At 67.2% G+C, this 16,296-nt stretch carries 17 protein-coding genes; 12 read left to right on the top strand and 5 right to left on the bottom strand.

The features are described 5' to 3' along the window. Positions 1 to 22 precede the first annotated feature (22 nt). Positions 23 to 613 (bottom strand): Maf family protein, encoded by a 591-nt coding sequence (locus tag V5B60_RS20380; protein ID WP_332349701.1) that lies wholly within the window; start codon positions 611 to 613, stop codon positions 23 to 25. A 116-nt stretch (positions 614 to 729) separates the two neighbouring features. On the opposite strand from V5B60_RS20380, the gene V5B60_RS20375 reads away from it, so the two are divergent. The 9 genes from V5B60_RS20375 (at position 730) to V5B60_RS20335 (ending at position 7,376) form a co-directional block, all read left to right on the top strand. Further along, on the top strand, positions 730 to 1,224 hold the full coding sequence (locus V5B60_RS20375) for a YceD family protein (protein ID WP_332349699.1): 495 nt from the start codon (positions 730 to 732) through the stop codon (positions 1,222 to 1,224). Positions 1,225 to 1,246: 22 nt separating this feature from the next. Then, positions 1,247 to 1,426 carry a 50S ribosomal protein L32 gene (gene rpmF / locus V5B60_RS20370; protein ID WP_034934403.1) on the top strand — a complete coding sequence of 60 codons (180 nt, stop codon included), beginning with the start codon at positions 1,247 to 1,249 and terminating at the stop codon, positions 1,424 to 1,426. Between the two features lie 63 nt (positions 1,427 to 1,489). Further along, positions 1,490 to 2,503 carry a phosphate acyltransferase PlsX gene (gene plsX / locus V5B60_RS20365; protein WP_332349696.1) on the top strand — a complete coding sequence of 338 codons (1,014 nt, stop codon included), beginning with the start codon at positions 1,490 to 1,492 and terminating at the stop codon, positions 2,501 to 2,503. Position 2,504: 1 nt separating this feature from the next. Next, the gene (locus V5B60_RS20360; RefSeq protein ID WP_332349694.1) at positions 2,505 to 3,464 is read left to right on the top strand and encodes a beta-ketoacyl-ACP synthase III; all 960 of its coding nucleotides are present in this window, start codon (positions 2,505 to 2,507) and stop codon (positions 3,462 to 3,464) included. A gap of 22 nt (positions 3,465 to 3,486) precedes the next feature. After that, the gene (gene fabD / locus V5B60_RS20355; RefSeq protein ID WP_332349692.1) at positions 3,487 to 4,428 is read left to right on the top strand and encodes an ACP S-malonyltransferase; all 942 of its coding nucleotides are present in this window, start codon (positions 3,487 to 3,489) and stop codon (positions 4,426 to 4,428) included. A 5-nt stretch (positions 4,429 to 4,433) separates the two neighbouring features. After that, positions 4,434 to 5,174, top strand: a complete 741-nt coding sequence (gene fabG, locus V5B60_RS20350; protein WP_332349690.1) for a 3-oxoacyl-ACP reductase FabG — start codon at positions 4,434 to 4,436, stop codon at positions 5,172 to 5,174. 113 nt (positions 5,175 to 5,287) lie between these two features. Beyond that, positions 5,288 to 5,524, top strand: coding sequence for an acyl carrier protein (gene acpP, locus V5B60_RS20345; RefSeq protein ID WP_034899680.1), 237 nt, complete (start codon positions 5,288 to 5,290; stop codon positions 5,522 to 5,524). A gap of 111 nt (positions 5,525 to 5,635) precedes the next feature. Then, entirely contained in the window at positions 5,636 to 6,874 is a 1,239-nt protein-coding gene (fabF, locus tag V5B60_RS20340) for a beta-ketoacyl-ACP synthase II (RefSeq protein WP_332349688.1), read from the top strand. Then, a complete protein-coding gene (locus V5B60_RS20335; protein ID WP_332350665.1) occupies positions 6,822 to 7,376 on the top strand; it encodes a protein YgfX in 555 nt (184 codons plus the stop codon). Before fabF ends, V5B60_RS20335 begins: the two co-directional genes overlap by 53 nt. 11 nt (positions 7,377 to 7,387) lie before the next feature. On the opposite strand, the gene nadB is transcribed toward V5B60_RS20335, so the two are convergent. The 4 genes from nadB to V5B60_RS20315 all read right to left on the bottom strand — a co-directional run bounded on the left by nadB (position 7,388) and on the right by V5B60_RS20315 (position 11,456). Then, positions 7,388 to 8,977 carry an L-aspartate oxidase gene (gene nadB, locus V5B60_RS20330; RefSeq protein WP_332349685.1) on the bottom strand — a complete coding sequence of 530 codons (1,590 nt, stop codon included), beginning with the start codon at positions 8,975 to 8,977 and terminating at the stop codon, positions 7,388 to 7,390. 193 nt (positions 8,978 to 9,170) lie between these two features. Beyond that, positions 9,171 to 10,070, bottom strand: a complete 900-nt coding sequence (galU, locus tag V5B60_RS20325; protein ID WP_332349683.1) for a UTP--glucose-1-phosphate uridylyltransferase GalU — start codon at positions 10,068 to 10,070, stop codon at positions 9,171 to 9,173. Between the two features lie 177 nt (positions 10,071 to 10,247). Then, positions 10,248 to 10,565 carry a hypothetical protein gene (locus V5B60_RS20320; protein WP_332349681.1) on the bottom strand — a complete coding sequence of 106 codons (318 nt, stop codon included), beginning with the start codon at positions 10,563 to 10,565 and terminating at the stop codon, positions 10,248 to 10,250. Then, positions 10,566 to 11,456 (bottom strand): class I SAM-dependent methyltransferase, encoded by an 891-nt coding sequence (locus tag V5B60_RS20315; RefSeq protein WP_332349680.1) that lies wholly within the window; start codon positions 11,454 to 11,456, stop codon positions 10,566 to 10,568. Positions 11,457 to 11,623: 167 nt separating this feature from the next. Here V5B60_RS20315 and ylqF point away from each other — a divergent pair, with 167 nt between their 5' ends. The 3 genes from ylqF to V5B60_RS20300 all read left to right on the top strand — a co-directional run bounded on the left by ylqF (position 11,624) and on the right by V5B60_RS20300 (position 16,237). Next, positions 11,624 to 12,514, top strand: a complete 891-nt coding sequence (gene ylqF / locus V5B60_RS20310) for a ribosome biogenesis GTPase YlqF (RefSeq protein WP_332350664.1) — start codon at positions 11,624 to 11,626, stop codon at positions 12,512 to 12,514. A gap of 14 nt (positions 12,515 to 12,528) precedes the next feature. Further along, positions 12,529 to 13,422 (top strand): acyltransferase, encoded by an 894-nt coding sequence (locus V5B60_RS20305; RefSeq protein WP_332349678.1) that lies wholly within the window; start codon positions 12,529 to 12,531, stop codon positions 13,420 to 13,422. 130 nt (positions 13,423 to 13,552) lie between these two features. Next, positions 13,553 to 16,237: a LuxR C-terminal-related transcriptional regulator gene (locus tag V5B60_RS20300; RefSeq protein WP_332349676.1), complete on the top strand. Its 2,685-nt coding sequence runs from the start codon at positions 13,553 to 13,555 to the stop codon at positions 16,235 to 16,237. The last annotated feature ends 59 nt before the right edge of the window (positions 16,238 to 16,296 follow it).

Raw genomic sequence — 16,296 nt, 5'->3', positions numbered from 1 at the left:
CCGGCTGCGGGCGCGGCGGTCGTCACGGCTGCAGCGGCGAGACGTTTTCGCGGCGCAGCAGGTCGCAGAGGGCGATCAGCGGCAGGCCGATGAGCGCGTTCGGATCGGGGCCGTCGATGCGCGCGATCAGGGCAATGCCCAGGCCCTCCGAGCGGGCGCTGCCGGCACAGCTGTAGGGCTGCTCGAGTTGCAGGTAGCGCTCGATCTCGGCATCACTCAGGTCGCGGAAGGTGACCAGAGTCGGTACGCCGCGGCAATGGACCCGCCCGCTCGGGGCGTGCAGCAGGCAGATGCCGGTGAAGAAGTTGACCTGTCGGCCGCGCATCGCCTGCAACTGGCGAACGGCATTCGGGTGCGTCAGCGGTTTGCCGAAAATCCGGCCGTCGAGGCAGGCGACCTGATCGCTGCCGATGATCAACGCGCTTGGGTGTGCGTCGGCGACCGCACGGGCCTTGGCTTGCGAAAGGCGCAGCGCGCCATCCTCGGGTGATTCGTCGGGCAGCATCGTTTCATCGACCGCCGGGTTCGCCGTGGCGAAGGGCAGGCCAAGGCGCGCCAGCAGCTCACGACGGTAGGTCGAGGTCGAGGCAAGGATCAGCGGTGGTGGCTTCATCGGGCGGCCAGTCACTGCGCGCCGGCACTGCATCGGACCAGAAGATGGCATCGACTGGGGGTCGGCCGGTGCGCCGCTTTGACTTCAAAAGCCGAAGATAATATCATGCGCGCCTTATGTCGCGACTCGTTGTCATCGACAGTCAGGAGTTTGGCCGTGAAGAGGGCTCGCTGCAGGGCGAAATGCCCGTCGCGACGCTGACCCGTCTGCACGATCTTCTGACCGATACCGGTGGCAGCCTGGTCTTTCACCTCGATGGCCGGCGTGCAGCAGGTGGGCGTTCGCAGTTGCTGTTGGCGGTCGATGGCGTGCTCTCGCTGCTCTGCCAGCGCTGTCTCGAGGCGTACGAGTACCCGCTGCACCTGCGCAGTCTGCTGGAGTTCATCGGCAGCGACGAGGATTTGACGCAGGAGGAACTGGAGGACGATGCGAAGGATTTCCTGCCGCATCAAAGGAACCTCGACGTCGGCGTTCTGATCGAGGACGAGATCCTCCTGACGTTGCCGACTGCGCCGCGGCACGAGGAATGCGCGCTGCCGGGCAGCAGGGCGGCGCCGGCAACGGTGTCGCCGTTTGCGGTATTGACCGGGCTGCAAGGCAAGGTCGATTGAGTCTCAATTTTGGGAGTTTGTCATGGCTGTTCAACAGAACAAGAAGTCCCCGTCGAAGCGCGGCATGCATCGTGCGCACGATTCACTGCCCGGCCTGCCGTTGGCGACCGAGCCGACGACCGGCGAGGTGCACCTGCGTCATCACATCAGCCCGAGCGGTTTCTATCGCGGCCGCAAGGTGACCAAAGGGTCGGCCGAGTGATCCAGACGCATCGCTCCGCCAGTGGGGCGTTGCCTTGACTGACTCGCAGCGGCCCGCAGGCGAATGACGATAACCGTCGCCGTCGACTGCATGGGTGGCGACCACGGCCCCCAGGTGACCGTGCCTGCAGCGCTCGACTTCGTCCGCGAGCATGCTGACGTGCGCGTGATCCTGGTTGGTCTGACGGACGCCATCAAGCCCTTGCTCGGCGACGCCGCGGTCGGCCGAATTACCGTGCGGCATGCGACCGAGGTCGTCAGCATGCATGAGTCGCCGTCGCTGGCGCTGCGCAGCAAGAAGGACTCTTCGATGCGCGTGGCGATCAACCTGGTCAAACAGGGGGAAGCCGACGCCTGCGTCTCCGCGGGCAACACAGGTGCGCTGATGGCGATGTCGCGCTTCGTCCTGAAGATGCTGCCGGGGATCGAGCGGCCGGCAATCTGCGCCGTGTTGCCGACGCTGAGCGGCCACACGCATGTGCTGGACCTCGGCGCCAACGTCGATTGCAGCCCCGAGCACCTGCTGCAGTTCGGCATCATGGGCGCCTCGCTGGTCGCCGCGGTCGAGCATCGGGAGCGACCGACCGTCGGTATCCTGAACATTGGTCAGGAGGAGATCAAGGGCAACGATGCCGTCAAGCGCGCGGCCGACCTGCTCGCCGATTCGGGGCTCAACTTCATCGGCAACGTCGAGGGCGACGGTGTTTACAAGGGCGCTGCCGACGTCGTCGTCTGTGACGGTTTCGTCGGCAACGTGGCGCTGAAGGCGTCGGAGGGACTGGCGCAGCTGCTGGCGACCTTCCTTCGCCAGGAGTTTCGCCGCAGCCTGCTGACCCGGCTGATGGCCCTGCTCGCCCTGCCGGTGCTGCAGCGCTTCAAGAAGCGGGTGGACCACCGGCAGTACAATGGCGCCACGCTGCTGGGCCTGCGCGGCATCGTCGTCAAGAGCCATGGTTCGGCCGATGTGCTGGCCTTCGGTTGTGCGTTGAGGCGGGCGGCAGACGAGGCCAGGAATGGCGTTCTTGCCCGCATCAGCGAGCGGATGGCGCAACAACCACCACTCCAGGAGACCGCATAGCATGTTCTCCCGCATCACAGGGGTTGGCAGCTTCCTGCCCGGGCCGGCCGTCAGCAACGACGATCTCGCGCGGCGCGGGATCGAAACCAACGATGACTGGATCGCCAGCCGCACCGGGATTCGCTTCCGCCACCTGGCAGAGGACGGCCAGACGGCCAGTGATCTGGGCTGCGAGGCGAGCCGGCGGGCACTGCAGGCAGCCGGGCTGACGGCGGCCGACATCGACCTGATCATCGTCGCCACCTCGACTCCGGATTTCATTTTTCCAAGCACCGCCTGCCTGCTGCAATGCAAGCTCGGCAACCGGAGCGCGACGGCCTTCGACGTCCAGGCCGTGTGCAGCGGTTTCGTCTATGCGCTGACGATTGCCGAGAAGTTCATCCGATCGGGCAGCCACCGGCGGGCGCTGGTTGTCGGTGCCGAGGTCTTTTCGCGCATCCTCGACTGGTCGGACCGGGGCACCTGCGTGCTGTTCGGTGATGGGGCCGGTGCCGTCGTCCTTGAAGCCGCCGAGCAGCCGGGGATCCTGGCGACCGCGCTGCACGCCGACGGTAGCCATCACGACATCCTGTCGGTTCCCGGCAGCATCTGCGGCGGACAGGTGGTCGGTGATCCCTTCCTGCGCATGGATGGGCAGGCGGTGTTCAAGTTCGCCGTCCGCGTCCTTGCCGAAGTCGCCGAGGAGTGCTGTGCGGCTGCCGGCCTGTCGGCTGCCGACGTCGACTGGCTGATTCCGCACCAAGCGAACGTGCGCATCCTCGAGGCGACGGCGAAAAGGATGAAGATGTCGATGGACAAGGTGATCGTCACCGTCGACCGGCATGGCAACACCTCGGCGGCGTCGGTGCCGTTGGCTCTCGATGAGGGTCTGCGCGACGGGCGCATCGGCAGTGGCCATCGGCTGATCCTCGAAGGCGTCGGCGGCGGTTTCACCTGGGGTGCGGTATTGTTGCAGCTATGAACCGGGGATAGGGGGATTCGGCATGGCGTTCGCATTGGTATTTCCAGGGCAGGGATCGCAGTCGGTTGGCATGATGGCCGCCTATGGCGATTCGCCGGTGGTCCGGGACACGTTCGACGAGGCTTCGAGCGCACTCGGCGAGGATCTCTGGAGCCTGTTGGCTGCCGGGCCCGCCGAGCTTCTGGCGCAGACCGTCAACACCCAGCCGCTGATGCTGACCGCAGGTGTCGCCGTCTATCGCCTCTGGCTCGAACGGGGAGGCCGGCTGCCGGCGGCGGTGGCCGGGCACAGCCTGGGCGAGTATTCGGCTCTCGTTGCCGCCGGCGTGATCGCCTTTGCCGACGCCGTGCCGCTGGTCCGGGTGCGCGCGGCAGCGATGCAGGAGGCCGTCCCGGCCGGAGCCGGTGCGATGGCAGCGGTCCTCGGTCTCGACGACGAGAAGATCGTCGAAGCCTGCCGGCAGGCGGCCGCCGCGGTTGGTGGCAGTGAGGTGGTCGAGCCGGTGAATTTCAACGGGCCAGGGCAGACGGTCGTTGCCGGCAGCAAAGCGGCCGTCGAACGTGCCTGCGAGGTGGCCAGGACACTGGGCGCGAAGCGCGCCGTCCTGCTCCCCGTATCGGCGCCGTTCCATTCGTCGCTGATGCGGCCGGCGGCCGGCCGGCTGGCCGCCCGCCTCGCCGAGCTCAACCTGCAGCCACCACGGCTGCCGGTGATCAACAACGTCGACGTCGCCGTCGAAGAGGATCCGGCGCGGATCAGGGAAGCTCTGGTGCGCCAGGCGCATTCGCCGGTACGCTGGGTCGAGACAATCCGCCGGATGGCGGCCATGGGGATCACGACAGTCGCCGAATGCGGGCCGGGCAAGGTGCTGGCCGGCTTGACCAAGCGCTGCGCCGACGGCGTGGCGAGTGTCGCGCTTGCCGATCTGGCGTCGCTGGAAGGCGCTCTCGGCAGTCTGGAGTAGACAGCATGCTTGATCGACAGATTGCTCTCGTCACCGGCGCCTCGCGTGGCATCGGTCGCGCCATCGCCCTGCAACTCGCGCAGCTCGGCGCGACCGTCGTCGGTACCGCCACCAGCGCCGAGGGCGCGGCGGCCATCTCCGCCTTTCTCGGCGAGGCGGGTGGCAAGGGGGAGGGCCGCGTTCTCGAGGTGCGCGATGGGGCGCAGATCGACGCGTTGATCGGCTACATCGAGAAGAACCATGGCGCGCCATCGGTGCTGGTGAACAACGCCGGCGTCACGCGTGACAATCTGGCGATGCGGCTGAAGGACGACGACTGGGATTGTGTCGTCGATACCGACCTCAAGGCAGTGTTCCGCCTGTCGCGTGCGGTCATCCGCGGCATGATGAAGGCGCGCTACGGCCGCATCATCAACGTCACCTCGGTGGTCGGCCACGCCGGCAATCCCGGGCAGGCCAACTACTGTGCCGCCAAGGCAGGGGTGGGCGGAATGAGCCGGGCACTGGCGCGTGAACTCGGCAGCCGCAACATCACGGTCAATTGCGTGGCGCCGGGTTTCATCGACACCGACATGACGCGGGCGCTCGACGACAAGCAGAAGGAGGCCCTGCTTGCCGGGATTCCACTCGGGCGCCTGGGCGCGCCGGCGGACGTGGCGGCGGCGGTTGCCTTCCTGGCTTCGGCGGGGGCGGCCTACATCACCGGCACGACGATCCACGTCAATGGCGGCATGTTCATGGACTGATCGCCGGCGTTGCCGGTGCCGCCGCACGTCGCCTGCAATCGTTGGTAAGTTTCGGTCATTTTGTTAGAATGTCGCGCTTTTTCCTGTTTGAACCTTGTGAAGGAACCCTCTAGATGGAAAATATCGAGCAGCGTGTCAAGAAAATCGTCGCCGAGCAACTCGGAGTCAACGAAGCGGACATCAAGAACGAGTCCTCGTTCGTTGACGATCTGGGTGCGGACTCACTCGACACGGTGGAACTGGTGATGGCGCTGGAGGAAGAGTTCGAGTGCGAGATTCCGGATGACGAGGCCGAGAAGATCACGACGGTGCAGCAGGCGATCGACTACGTGACCGCGCACAAGAAGTAAGCACCTGCCCAGTCCCCCTGCAGCCAGCCGATGATGCGGCCGAGGCTGGCGGGGAGTGAGCGGCAACCGGGATCGTCCCATCGCCGCATGTCCTGATCGTCGGAGTTCAAGGTGGCACGTCGCAGAGTCGTCGTTACTGGCCTCGGAATCGTCTCGCCAGTCGGAAATACCGTTGCCGAAGCCTGGCAGAATGTGGTTGCTGGCCGTTCGGGAATCGACCGCATCGCCCGCTTCGATGCCTCCGCCTTTCCGGTGCAGATCGCCGGCGAGGTCCGTGGCTTCGACATCGGCCAGTACCTGTCAGTAAAGGACGCGCGGCGGATGGATGTCTTCATCCATTACGGCATGGCGGCCGGCATTCAGGCCGTTCGCGATGCCGGGCTCGAGGGTGCCGCGGTGGCGCCCGAACGGGTGGGCGTGTCGATCGGCTCGGGGATCGGCGGGCTGCCGGTCATCGAAAAGACCTGTGAGGATTTCGTCGCCGGCGGTGTACGCAAGATCTCGCCGTTCTTCGTTCCGGGTTCGATCATCAACATGATTTCCGGCAACCTGTCGATCCACTACGGCTACAAGGGGCCGAACCTGTCGCTGGTGAGTGCCTGTGCCACCGGCACGCACAGCATCGGTGATGCCGGCCGCCTGATCGAGCATGGCGATGCAGACATCATGGTCGCCGGGGGTGCCGAAGGTTGCGTGTCGAACATCGGCCTCGGTGGCTTCTGCGCGCCGCGGGCGTTGTCGACGCGCAACGACGATCCGCAGACCGCCAGTCGTCCATGGGACCGCGATCGCGATGGTTTCGTCCTCGCCGAGGGCGCCGGCGTCGTCGTCCTCGAGGAGTACGAGCACGCCCGGGCGCGCGGAGCGCGCATCTACTGCGAACTCGTCGGCTTTGGCATGAGCGCCGACGCGTTCCACATGACCGCACCCTGTGAGGACGGCGAAGGGGCTGCCCGCTGCATGCTCAATGCCCTGCGCAGCGCCGGCCTCAATGTCGATCAGGTGCAGTACGTCAATGCCCACGGAACATCGACACCACTTGGCGACAAGGCCGAGACGACGGCGGTCAAGCGTGCCTTCGGCGAGCACGCGCATCGGCTGGTGGTCAATTCGACAAAATCGATGACCGGTCATCTCCTCGGCGCGGCCGGTGGCATCGAGGCTTTGTTCACCGTGCTGGCGATCCATCACCAGATCTCGCCGCCGACGATCAACATCTTCAACCAGGATGAGTCCTGCGACCTAGACTACTGCGCCAACGAAGCACGGCAACTGGACATCGAGGTCGGCATCTCCAATTCCTTCGGTTTCGGCGGAACCAACGCCACTGTCGCTTTCCGGCGCGTCTAGCGCGCTCGCCGAGCCGCCGCCGCCCGGCGAGGCGCGGCCGTGGCCGCTCGCGCTGGAACTGCGCCGTTCGCGGCTGCTGGCCGGGATGATCACGGTGCTGCATCTGCTGGCGGCGGGCAGCGTCTGGCTGCTGCCTTGGTCGTCGGCCGCACGCAGTCTCCTGCTCCTGCCCATAGCGATCTCGGCCTGGATCTGCCTGCGGCCGAGCCCCATCAACGGGATTCGTCTCGGCGCTGACGGCGATCTTGCGCTGCGACACGTGTCCGGAGCCATCGTTGCCTGCCAGGTGCAGCCGGAAACGACCGTTTTCGGCCGCCTCGTCGTCCTCCGCGTGCGCGACGATCAGGCGCGACGACGCAGCCTCACGCTGTTGCCCGACAGCCTGTCAACCGAGCAGTTCCGCCTCCTGCGGTTGTGGCTGCGCTGGCGGACCGATCCTGCTGCCCTGCCAGCAACCGACCGGCGAGGAAGGAGCCGTGAAGGCAAATTGACTCGGCGGTGAGAGAGTAGGGGTCAATGCGCGCGATCGCCTGCGGCGTGGCGTTTGATGACGGTATTCACCGCCCGCGGCAGCGTCTCCGGGTAGTTTCGGCTGAAATGCAGGCCACGGCTCTCGTGCCGGCGCAGGGCGCAGCGGACGATGAGCTCGGCGGTGACGACCAGGTTGCGCAGTTCGATGAGGTCGTGGCTGACCCGGAAATGCGAGTAGAAGTCGTCGATCTCGCGGCGCAGCAGGCGGATGCGGTTCTGCGCACGCTGCAGCCGCTTGGTCGTGCGGACGATGCCGACGTAGTCCCACATGAAACGGCGCAGTTCGTCCCAGTTGTGCGCGATGACGATTTCCTCGTCGGGGTCGCTGACGCGGCTGGCATCCCATTCCGGCAGCGCCGGCAGCCCGCTGGCGGGTTGGCGGAGAATGTCGTCGGCTGCCGCTTCGGCAAAGACGAGGCACTCGAGGAGCGAGTTGCTGGCCAGCCGGTTGGCCCCGTGCAGGCCGGTGCAGGAGGCCTCGCCGGCGACGTAGAGGCCGGCGATGTTGGTCCGGGCGCGCAGGTCGCTGACGACGCCGCCGCAGGTATAGTGGGCCGCCGGCACGACCGGGATCGGCGCGCGGGTGATGTCGATGCCGAGGTCGAGGCAGCGCGCGAGGATGTTCGGGAAGTGTTCGGCGAGGAACGCCGCCGGCTTGTGCGAGATGTCGAGATGGACGCAGTCGAGTCCACGCTTCTTCATCTCGAAGTCGATCGCCCGGGCCACCACGTCGCGCGGTGCCAGTTCGCCGCGCGCGTCGTGCCGCGGCATGAAACGGCTGCCGTCGGGCAGCAGCAGTCTGCCGCCCTCACCGCGTACCGCTTCCGATATCAGGAAGGACTTGGCCTGCGGGTGGTAGAGGCAGGTCGGGTGGAACTGGATGAACTCCATGTTGGCGATCCGGCAGCCGGCGCGCCAGGCCATCGCGATGCCGTCACCGGTCGAAGTGTCGGGGTTGGTCGTGTACAGGTAGACCTTGCCGGCGCCGCCGGCGGCGATCAGCGTGTTGCTGGCGCCAATGGTCAGCACCTCGCCGCTGCCACTGTCCAGCACGTAGGCGCCGTGACAGCGCTGCTCATCGAGTCCGAGCTTGGCGCCGGTAATCAGGTCGATGGCGATGTGGTTCTCGAAGATGCTGATGTTCGGCTGCTGGCGAACCTTGCCGGTGAGGGTGGTCTGCACCGCCAGACCCGTCGCGTCGGCGACGTGGATGACGCGGCGAGCGCTGTGTCCTCCCTCGCGCGCGAGGTGGTAACCTCCCTCGTCGCGGGTGAAGGGAACGCCCTGGTCGATCAGCCAGTCGACCGCGCGGCGACCGTTCTCGATCACGAAGCGGGTGGCGCGACGGTCATTCAGTCCGGCGCCGGCGGTGATCGTGTCGCGGATGTGTGCTTCGAGCGAGTCGCGGTTGTCGAGGACGGCGGCGATTCCGCCCTGTGCCCAGCTCGAGGCGCTGTCCTCGAGGGCGCGCTTGCTGATCAGGGCGACCCGTCGTGTCGTCGCCAGCCGCAGCGCCGCAGCCTGTCCGGCGAGTCCGCTGCCGATTACCAGAACATCGAAGTGCAGCACCAATAGGGGTCTTCTCTTGCCAAATGGGCTGCAACTATAGCATGGGACGCCGCTGCGCGAGTCCCGGGGCAACGGCGCTGGCCGGCGGCTCGGATCCTCCCGGTTGCCGGCAGCGGCTGCCAACCGGTACCGTTTGCAGTCGCCACGGGTGGCGGCGAAAGTCTCGCCACCGGGCGGAGAAGGGTGGCGGCAGGCCCTAACCGGCCAGGGTCTGCGCCAGCTTCTGGCGGTCCTTCAGCCAGGCCGAGAACTCGCGACCGAGTTCGGCGTGCGTCTCGCCGAGGACGACGCTGGCCTGCATCAGCCCGAGCTTGCTGCCGCAGTCGTAACGCCGGCCATGATAGCGGTAGGCGAGGACCTGCTCGCTGGCGAGCAGCGCGGCGATGCCGTCGGTGAGCTGGATCTCGCCGCCGGTTCCCCGTGGCTGTTCGCGGATACGGTCGAAAACGGCGGGTGTCAGCACATAGCGGCCGGCGACCGCCAGGTTCGACGGCGCGACGCTCGGGTGCGGCTTCTCGATCAGACCATCGACCTTGACCAGGTCGGAGGCCAGAGGCTGTCCCTTGACGATCCCGTAGCGGTTGGTCTGGTTCCTTGGCACCTCCTGCACGGCGAGGATGCTGCACTGGCGGCGGACGAACAGTTCGGTCATCTGCTGCATGATTGGCGGCTCGCCGATCATCAGGTCGTCCGCCAGGAGGACGGCAAAGGGCTCGCCACGGACCAGCCGCTCGGCGCACAGCACGGCGTGTCCGAGACCGAGAGCACGTGGCTGGCGGACATAGACGCAATCCATGTCGTCGGGCTTGATCGAATGGACCAGGGCCATCAGATCGTCCTTGCCCGAACTGGCGAGTTCCGCCTCGAGTTCGTAGGCGGTATCGAAGTGGTCCTCGATCGCCCGCTTGTTGCGGCCGGTGACGAAGATCATCTCGCGAATCCCCGCCGCGTAGGCCTCTTCGACCGCATACTGGATCAACGGCTTATCCACGACCGCCAGCATCTCCTTCGGACTGGCCTTGGTTGCCGGCAGGAAACGCGTACCGAGACCGGCCACCGGGAAGACCGCCTTCTGCACCTTCGTCTGGACCTTCATTCGCTTTACCCTCGATGTTCAACAGCCACGATTCTAGCCATCTGCGGCGCGCTTCGGTGTGACTTTTCTCCGCTGTCGCGACCCTCTGTTCCGGCGTCGCCCCTGGCCCTTGCCGAGTGGCCGGGTCGCGCCGGGTGGCAGCGGACCTCGCCTCACCGTGCCGTAACGGCGCTCGGCTCAGGCGATGCGCGCGGTGGTCCAGGAGGCGCCAGCCGACACCGCCAGCAGCATGGCGGCGAGCAGCGCCAGCGCGAGCGCGAAGTAGAGCCGCGGGCAGCTCGCACGGTCGGCGATGGCGAGGATGTGCAGGGCGCCCCAGGCGACGGCGATGCCACCGAACAGCGGTACACCGAGAACCTGCAACTCGATGCCGTTGAGCGCCAGCATGCGTCCCTCGCGCCATGGCACGGCAACGAACATGCCGAAAGTCCACAGCAGCGCGATGCTGCCGGCGGCGCAGAGTGCGGCGGCGCCGCGGGTGATCCATTTCTCCATTCAGGTTCCTGGCGGTTGGTGGTCGGCCGCGCCGCCAGCGGGCGCCGGCGGTTGACCATGTGGTGGCAAAGCGAAGCGGCTGTGCAAGGTCTCCAGCCGCAGCTCCTGGAGGATCGCTTCGAGGCGTGCGGCGGCGTTGCCGCGCGCGGCACCGGTATGCCGGGCGACGATCAGTTCGTTTTTCAGTGAATGTTCCCAGCCGACCAGTTCGGTCACCATCGTCTGGTAACCGTGGGCCTCCAGTTGCAGGCAGCGCAGGGCGTTGGTCAGCAGGCTGCCAAACTCGCGGCTGTGCAGCGGGTGCCGCCAGATTTCCGCCAGCGGCGTCGCCGCCAGCGCCTCGCCCTTGCCACGGCGCAGAGCCGCTGCCACTTCGGCCTGGCAGCAGGGGACGAGAACGATGTAGGCGGCCTGCTTGCGCAGCGCGAAGCGGATCGCGTCGTCGGTCGCGGTATCGCAGGCATGCAGGGCGGTGACGAGGTCGATGCGCGCGGGCAGCAGCGGCGATTCGATCGCCTCCTCGACGCTCATCCCGAGGAAGGACATGCGCGTGAAGCCGAGCCGGTTGGCCAGGCTGCGCGCCCGCTCGCCGAGTTCCTGGCGCAGTTCGATGCCGTAGATGTGGCCGCGGTCGCGCTGCCTGAAGAAGAGGTCGTAGAGGATGAAGCCGAGGTACGACTTGCCGGCGCCGTGATCGACCACGCTCGGCCCGCCGCCGCGGCTGGCGATCTCGGCGAGCAGCGGCTCGATGAAGTGACAGAGGTGGCAGATCTGTTTGAGCTTGCGCCGGCTGTCCTGGTTGAGCTTGCCGTCGCGGGTGAGGATGTGCAGTTCCTTGAGCAGTTCGATCGACTGCCCCTCTCTGATTTCGGGGATCCGCGACAAGCTCATTCCTGCGGCTGATGATGACGAGGTGCTCATTCTAGGCGATTTCGGCCGTCCAAACGGCGACGGGTGCGCTGCTCGTCGCTGGCGGCAGCGAGCGGCGATCATCCGGACCCTCGGAGCCGCCAAGCGGTGGGATAATGGCGGAGTTCTCCGCCAGTTTCGGATCGATGATGGGCATCCAGTGGTACCCGGGGCACATGACTGCCGCGCGCAAGAAGGCGGCCGAGGCGATGGCGTCCACCGACGTGGTCATCGAGGTGGTCGACGCCCGCCTGCCCGAAGCGAGCAGCAACCCGATGGTTCGTGAACTGCGCCTGCAGCGGCAGCGGCCCTGCCTCAAGGTGCTCAACAAGGCCGACCTCGCCGATCCCGACGTGACCCAGTCGTGGCTCGCCTGGTACCGGCGGCAGGATGGCATGCGCGCCGTGGCGCTGTCATGCCGCAAACCTGCCGAGGTGGCGCGGCTGCCGGGACTCTGTCGGGCGTTGGCGCCGCACCGCAGCGACAACACCAAGCCGCTGCGGATGATGATCATGGGCATCCCGAACGTCGGCAAATCGACGCTGATGAACGTCCTGCTGCGCCGCAAGCTGGCGAAGGTCGGTGACGAGCCGGCGGTGACGCGCGCGCAGCAGACCGCGCCGCTCGACATCGCAAACTGGCTGACCGACACGCCCGGGCTGCTCTGGCCGAAGATCGAGCACCCGAGTGACGGGCTGATGCTCGCGGCGAGCAACGCGGTCGGTCGCAACGCGATGATCGACGAGGAGGTGGCGCAGTTCCTCGCCGGGTTGCTGCTCGCCCGCTACCCGCTGGCCCTCTCCAGACGTTACGCGCTGGCCGCCGGGTCGTTGTCGTCCCTCGACGGCGTTGCCGTCATCGAGGCGATCGCAAGAAGGCGCGGTCTTCTCCTGCGCGGCGGCCTGGGCGATCGCGAGAAGGCGTCGCGTGTCCTGCTGCAGGACTATCGCGACGGGCTGCTCGGGCGCATCAGCCTGGAGACCCCGGCAACCCGAAGCGCCATGCTGCTCGACGAAGAGTCGGCGGCGGTGGCGGACTGAGCGGTCGCCGCCGCATGCTCCAGAGTCTCCCGCCAGCGCTGCTCGGCATCGTGGCCAGTCTCCTGCTTGCCCTCAACTGCCTGTTCTGGGTGCCGCTCCTGCTCCTGCTGGCGGTGCTCAAGCTGCTGCTGCCGCAGCGGGCGGTCCGCCTGCGCCTCGATCCGCTGCTCATCCGCGTCGCCGAGGCATGGATCGCCTGCAACAGCGGCTGGATGGCGCTGACGCAGAAGACCGACTGGGACGTGGAGGGGATCCAGGGACTGCAGCGGCGCGGCTGGTACCTGGTCAATTGCAACCACCAGACCTGGGCCGACATCCTCGTCCTGCAACACCTGCTGACCGGCCGCATCCCCTTGCTGAAGTTCTTTCTCAAGCAGCAACTGGTCTGGGTGCCGATCATGGGGCTGGCCTGGTGGGCGCTCGATTTTCCCTTCATGCGCCGGCACAGCGAGGAGGTTCTCAGGGCGCACCCGGAGTTGCGCGCGCGCGACCGGGAGGTGACGCGCATCGCCTGCGAGAAGTTCGCGCTGATCCCGACGAGCGTCATGAACTTCTGCGAAGGCACCCGTTTCACCGCCGCCAAGCACCGGCAGCAGGCTTCTCCGTATCGCCACCTGCTGAAACCGAAGGCAGGCGGGATTGCGCTCGCCCTGAACGTGATGGGTGACCGGTTCCATGCCATTCTCGACGTCACCATCGTCTATCCCGATGGCGCGCCGGACTTCTGGCAATTCCTCTGCGGACGCATGCGGCGCGTGCGCGTGCGCGTGCAGACTCTGCCGGTGCCACACCAACTGGCAGCGGGAGATTACGCCGCTGACGCGGCCGTGCGTGAAGCCTTTCAACAATGGCTGCAACAGATCTGGCGCGAGAAGGATGCGCAGATCGCGCGCCTGCTCGCTGGATGAGCCGCTGCACCGCGTTCTGCCGCTGCCCGCTGCTGCCGACAGGCGCTGTCACGGCGTCTGCGCAGAACGGCAGGCAGTGCAGTATCATCGGCCCTTTGCATCGCGATGAGGGCGCTTGCTGAGCGCGCCAATGCAGGTCGATATGGTATTTTCGCCGTTTCCGCGCAGCAAGCTGCAGCGCCCCCGCCTCGTCGCCGACTTCGTCGTCCGCGACGAGTTGCAGCGGCAGCTGGAAGACGCCGCCAGGCTACCCCTGACGGTCGTGGCAGCACCGCTGGGCTACGGCAAGACCTCGCTGGTGGCGCACTGGCTGGCAAACCGCGTCGGCCTCGCGGCCTGGTTGTCGCTCGACGCGGGCGATGGCGAGCCGTACGCCTTCATCCATGCTCTCGTCGCTGCCGTGCGCAGCGTGTTGCCGGATGCCTGCAGCGGGACTCTTGCCTGTTTCGCTGCCCCGTGCATGCCGCCGCTTGCCGGTCTCGTCGCCCAGCTGGGCAACGAACTCGACGATCTCGCGGAGCCGCTGGTATTGGTCCTGGACGATCTTCATTGCGTCGACGACCGCGCCACCTACGCCCTGCTCGACCGCATGCTGTTGCGACCCCCGCCCCGTCTGCATCTGGTGCTCATCGGGCGCAGCGCTCCGCCATTGTCCCTGGGCGCGTTGCGGGTGCGCGGGGCGCTGCACGAGATCGGCGTGCGTGAGCTGCAGTTCAGCCGCCAACAGGCAGCGCAGATCATCGAGCACGCTGCGGCCGGTGAACTCGGCAACGCCGCCGTGACGTTGCTGCACGAGCGCAGCGGCGGCTGGCCGGCCGGCGTGCGACTGGCGGCGCTGTTGCTGCGTCATCGCTGGTCGGGCAGCGATGCAGCGGCAGGCTTCGCCGGTGGCACGCCTCTGGTTGCGCAATACTTTCTCGACGAGGTCCTCGCGCCGCAGCCGGCAGCGGTGTGCACGGCGCTGTTGCGGACTGCGCTCCTCGACTGCTTCTGTGCTGGGCTCTGCGATGCACTCGCCGGCGAGGATGCCGGCGGGCAGTCGCTGTCGGGACCAGCATTCGTGGACTTCGTTCGTGGTGGCAGCGTCCTCGCCTCGTCGGTCGACGAGGCGGGCGAGTGGTATCGCTATCACCCCCTCTTGCACGAGTTCCTGCAGGCTCGGCTGCTGGCGCAGATGGGCGTCGAGGCGATGCAGCAACTGCACCGGCGGGCGGCAGCCTGGTTTGCCGGGCATCAGCGGCTGGAAGAGGCCACCCGCCATCAGCTGGCCGGAGGCGGCCCCGCCGCCGCCGGCCAGCTGCTCGCCGACCATCGCGACACGCTGTTGCAGCACGGACAGCAGGCCCGACTGGCGGGCTGCCTGCGACTGTTGCCGCCAGACGCGGTCGAGACCGACGGGGAATTGCTGTTGCTGAAGGCGTGGCTGCTGTATCGGCAGGGCCGTCTCCTGGAGACTGCCGCGGTACTGGATCGCATCCAGGCGCTGCTCGAGCGTTCCGCTGGCCGGCCGCAGATCGCGGCGCCGGTGCGCGGCAGCCTGCTGGCGCTGCGCAGCATGCAGCAGTACCTCGAAGGCAATGGCGACGAAGCTGCGCGTTGTGCCGTCGATGCGCTCGCCTGCCTCCCCGCCGGGCGCATCGACGAACGGGTCCTCGCGCAGACCGTCATCGCCGGCGCGCGCCAGCTGGCCGGTGACCTCGGCGGCGCGCGGCAGGGCATCGACGAAGCGCTGGCGCAGGCGCCGGGGCCGATTGCACGCTGTCAGGTGCCCTTGCTGGCAGCGCGTTGTTGCATCGACTGGATGGCAGCCGATCTGTCGGCACTCCACTTGCTGGCGAAAGCGGATCTGCGGGTCGGTGGGGCGCCGTGGGGCAGCGACGACGGCGGTCTGCGCGCCTACTTCCTCGGTCTCGTGCAGTATCAGCGCAACGAGCTTGCTCTCGCCGAAGAGACGCTGCTGTCGGCATCGAAGACGGCCGTGGTCGGTTATCGCGGCGAGCTCTCGCTGCTGCTGGCTGCCGTCTGCCAGGCCCTCGGCCAGTCGAGCCGGGCGAACGCGGTCATCGACACGCTCTGCCAACACCTGCAGCAACAGGACGACCAGCATGCCCTGCAGCGGGCCTACGCCTTTCGCGCCGAACTCGCCCTGCGCCAGGGACAGCTGGCGATGGCGAACGACTGGGCAAGCGGCTTCGATCCGGGACCGTTGCATTTTGCCTACCATCTCGCCAGTGCGCCGCATCTCACCCTGGCCAAAGTGTGGATTGCCGAGGGCAGCAGCGAGAGTCGTGAGCAGGCGGCGCGCCTGCTGCAGTTGCTCGAGCGTGAACTGGCGGCGCGGCACAACATTCGCTTTCTCATCGAGGTGCTGGCACTGCAGTCGCTGCTGCAGCATGGCCTCGGCGATGACGCCGCGGCTGCGGACATGCTCGGCCGGGCGGTCGCGCTGGCGCAACCGGGGGGGTTTGTCCGCCTGTTCGTCGATCTCGGACAGGATCTCCTGCCGCCTCTCCGGCGGCTGAAGCTCGACCGCAGCGACTCGCGCTATCTGGGCCAGATCCTGGCGGCGTTCAACGACGACTGGCTGGCCTGCAGTGGTCGCCAGGAACCGAGGGCCGACCTGACGCGCCGCGAGCTGAAGATTTTGAAGCTGCTTGCCGTCCGCCTGAGCAACGTCGAGATCTCCGAAGAGCTGTGCATCTCGCGGGCGACCGTCAAACGCCACACGCAGAACATCTACCGCAAGCTGCGCGCGTCGAGCCGGCGCGAGGCGGTCGTCCGGGCAAGGACCCTGAACATTCTTCTCGACGCCTGAGGCGGGCGGCACCGATGCCGTGCCGGGCGGTGTGTCGCGCGACCCTCGGGCGGTCGGCG

It is taken from the genome of Accumulibacter sp. (genome assembly GCF_036625195.1).
In the GTDB taxonomy this organism is placed as follows: Bacteria; Pseudomonadota; Gammaproteobacteria; order Burkholderiales; family Rhodocyclaceae; genus Accumulibacter.
The sequence above is the reverse complement of the archived record's forward strand: the minus strand, read 5'-3'. Positions and strand labels throughout refer to the sequence as shown.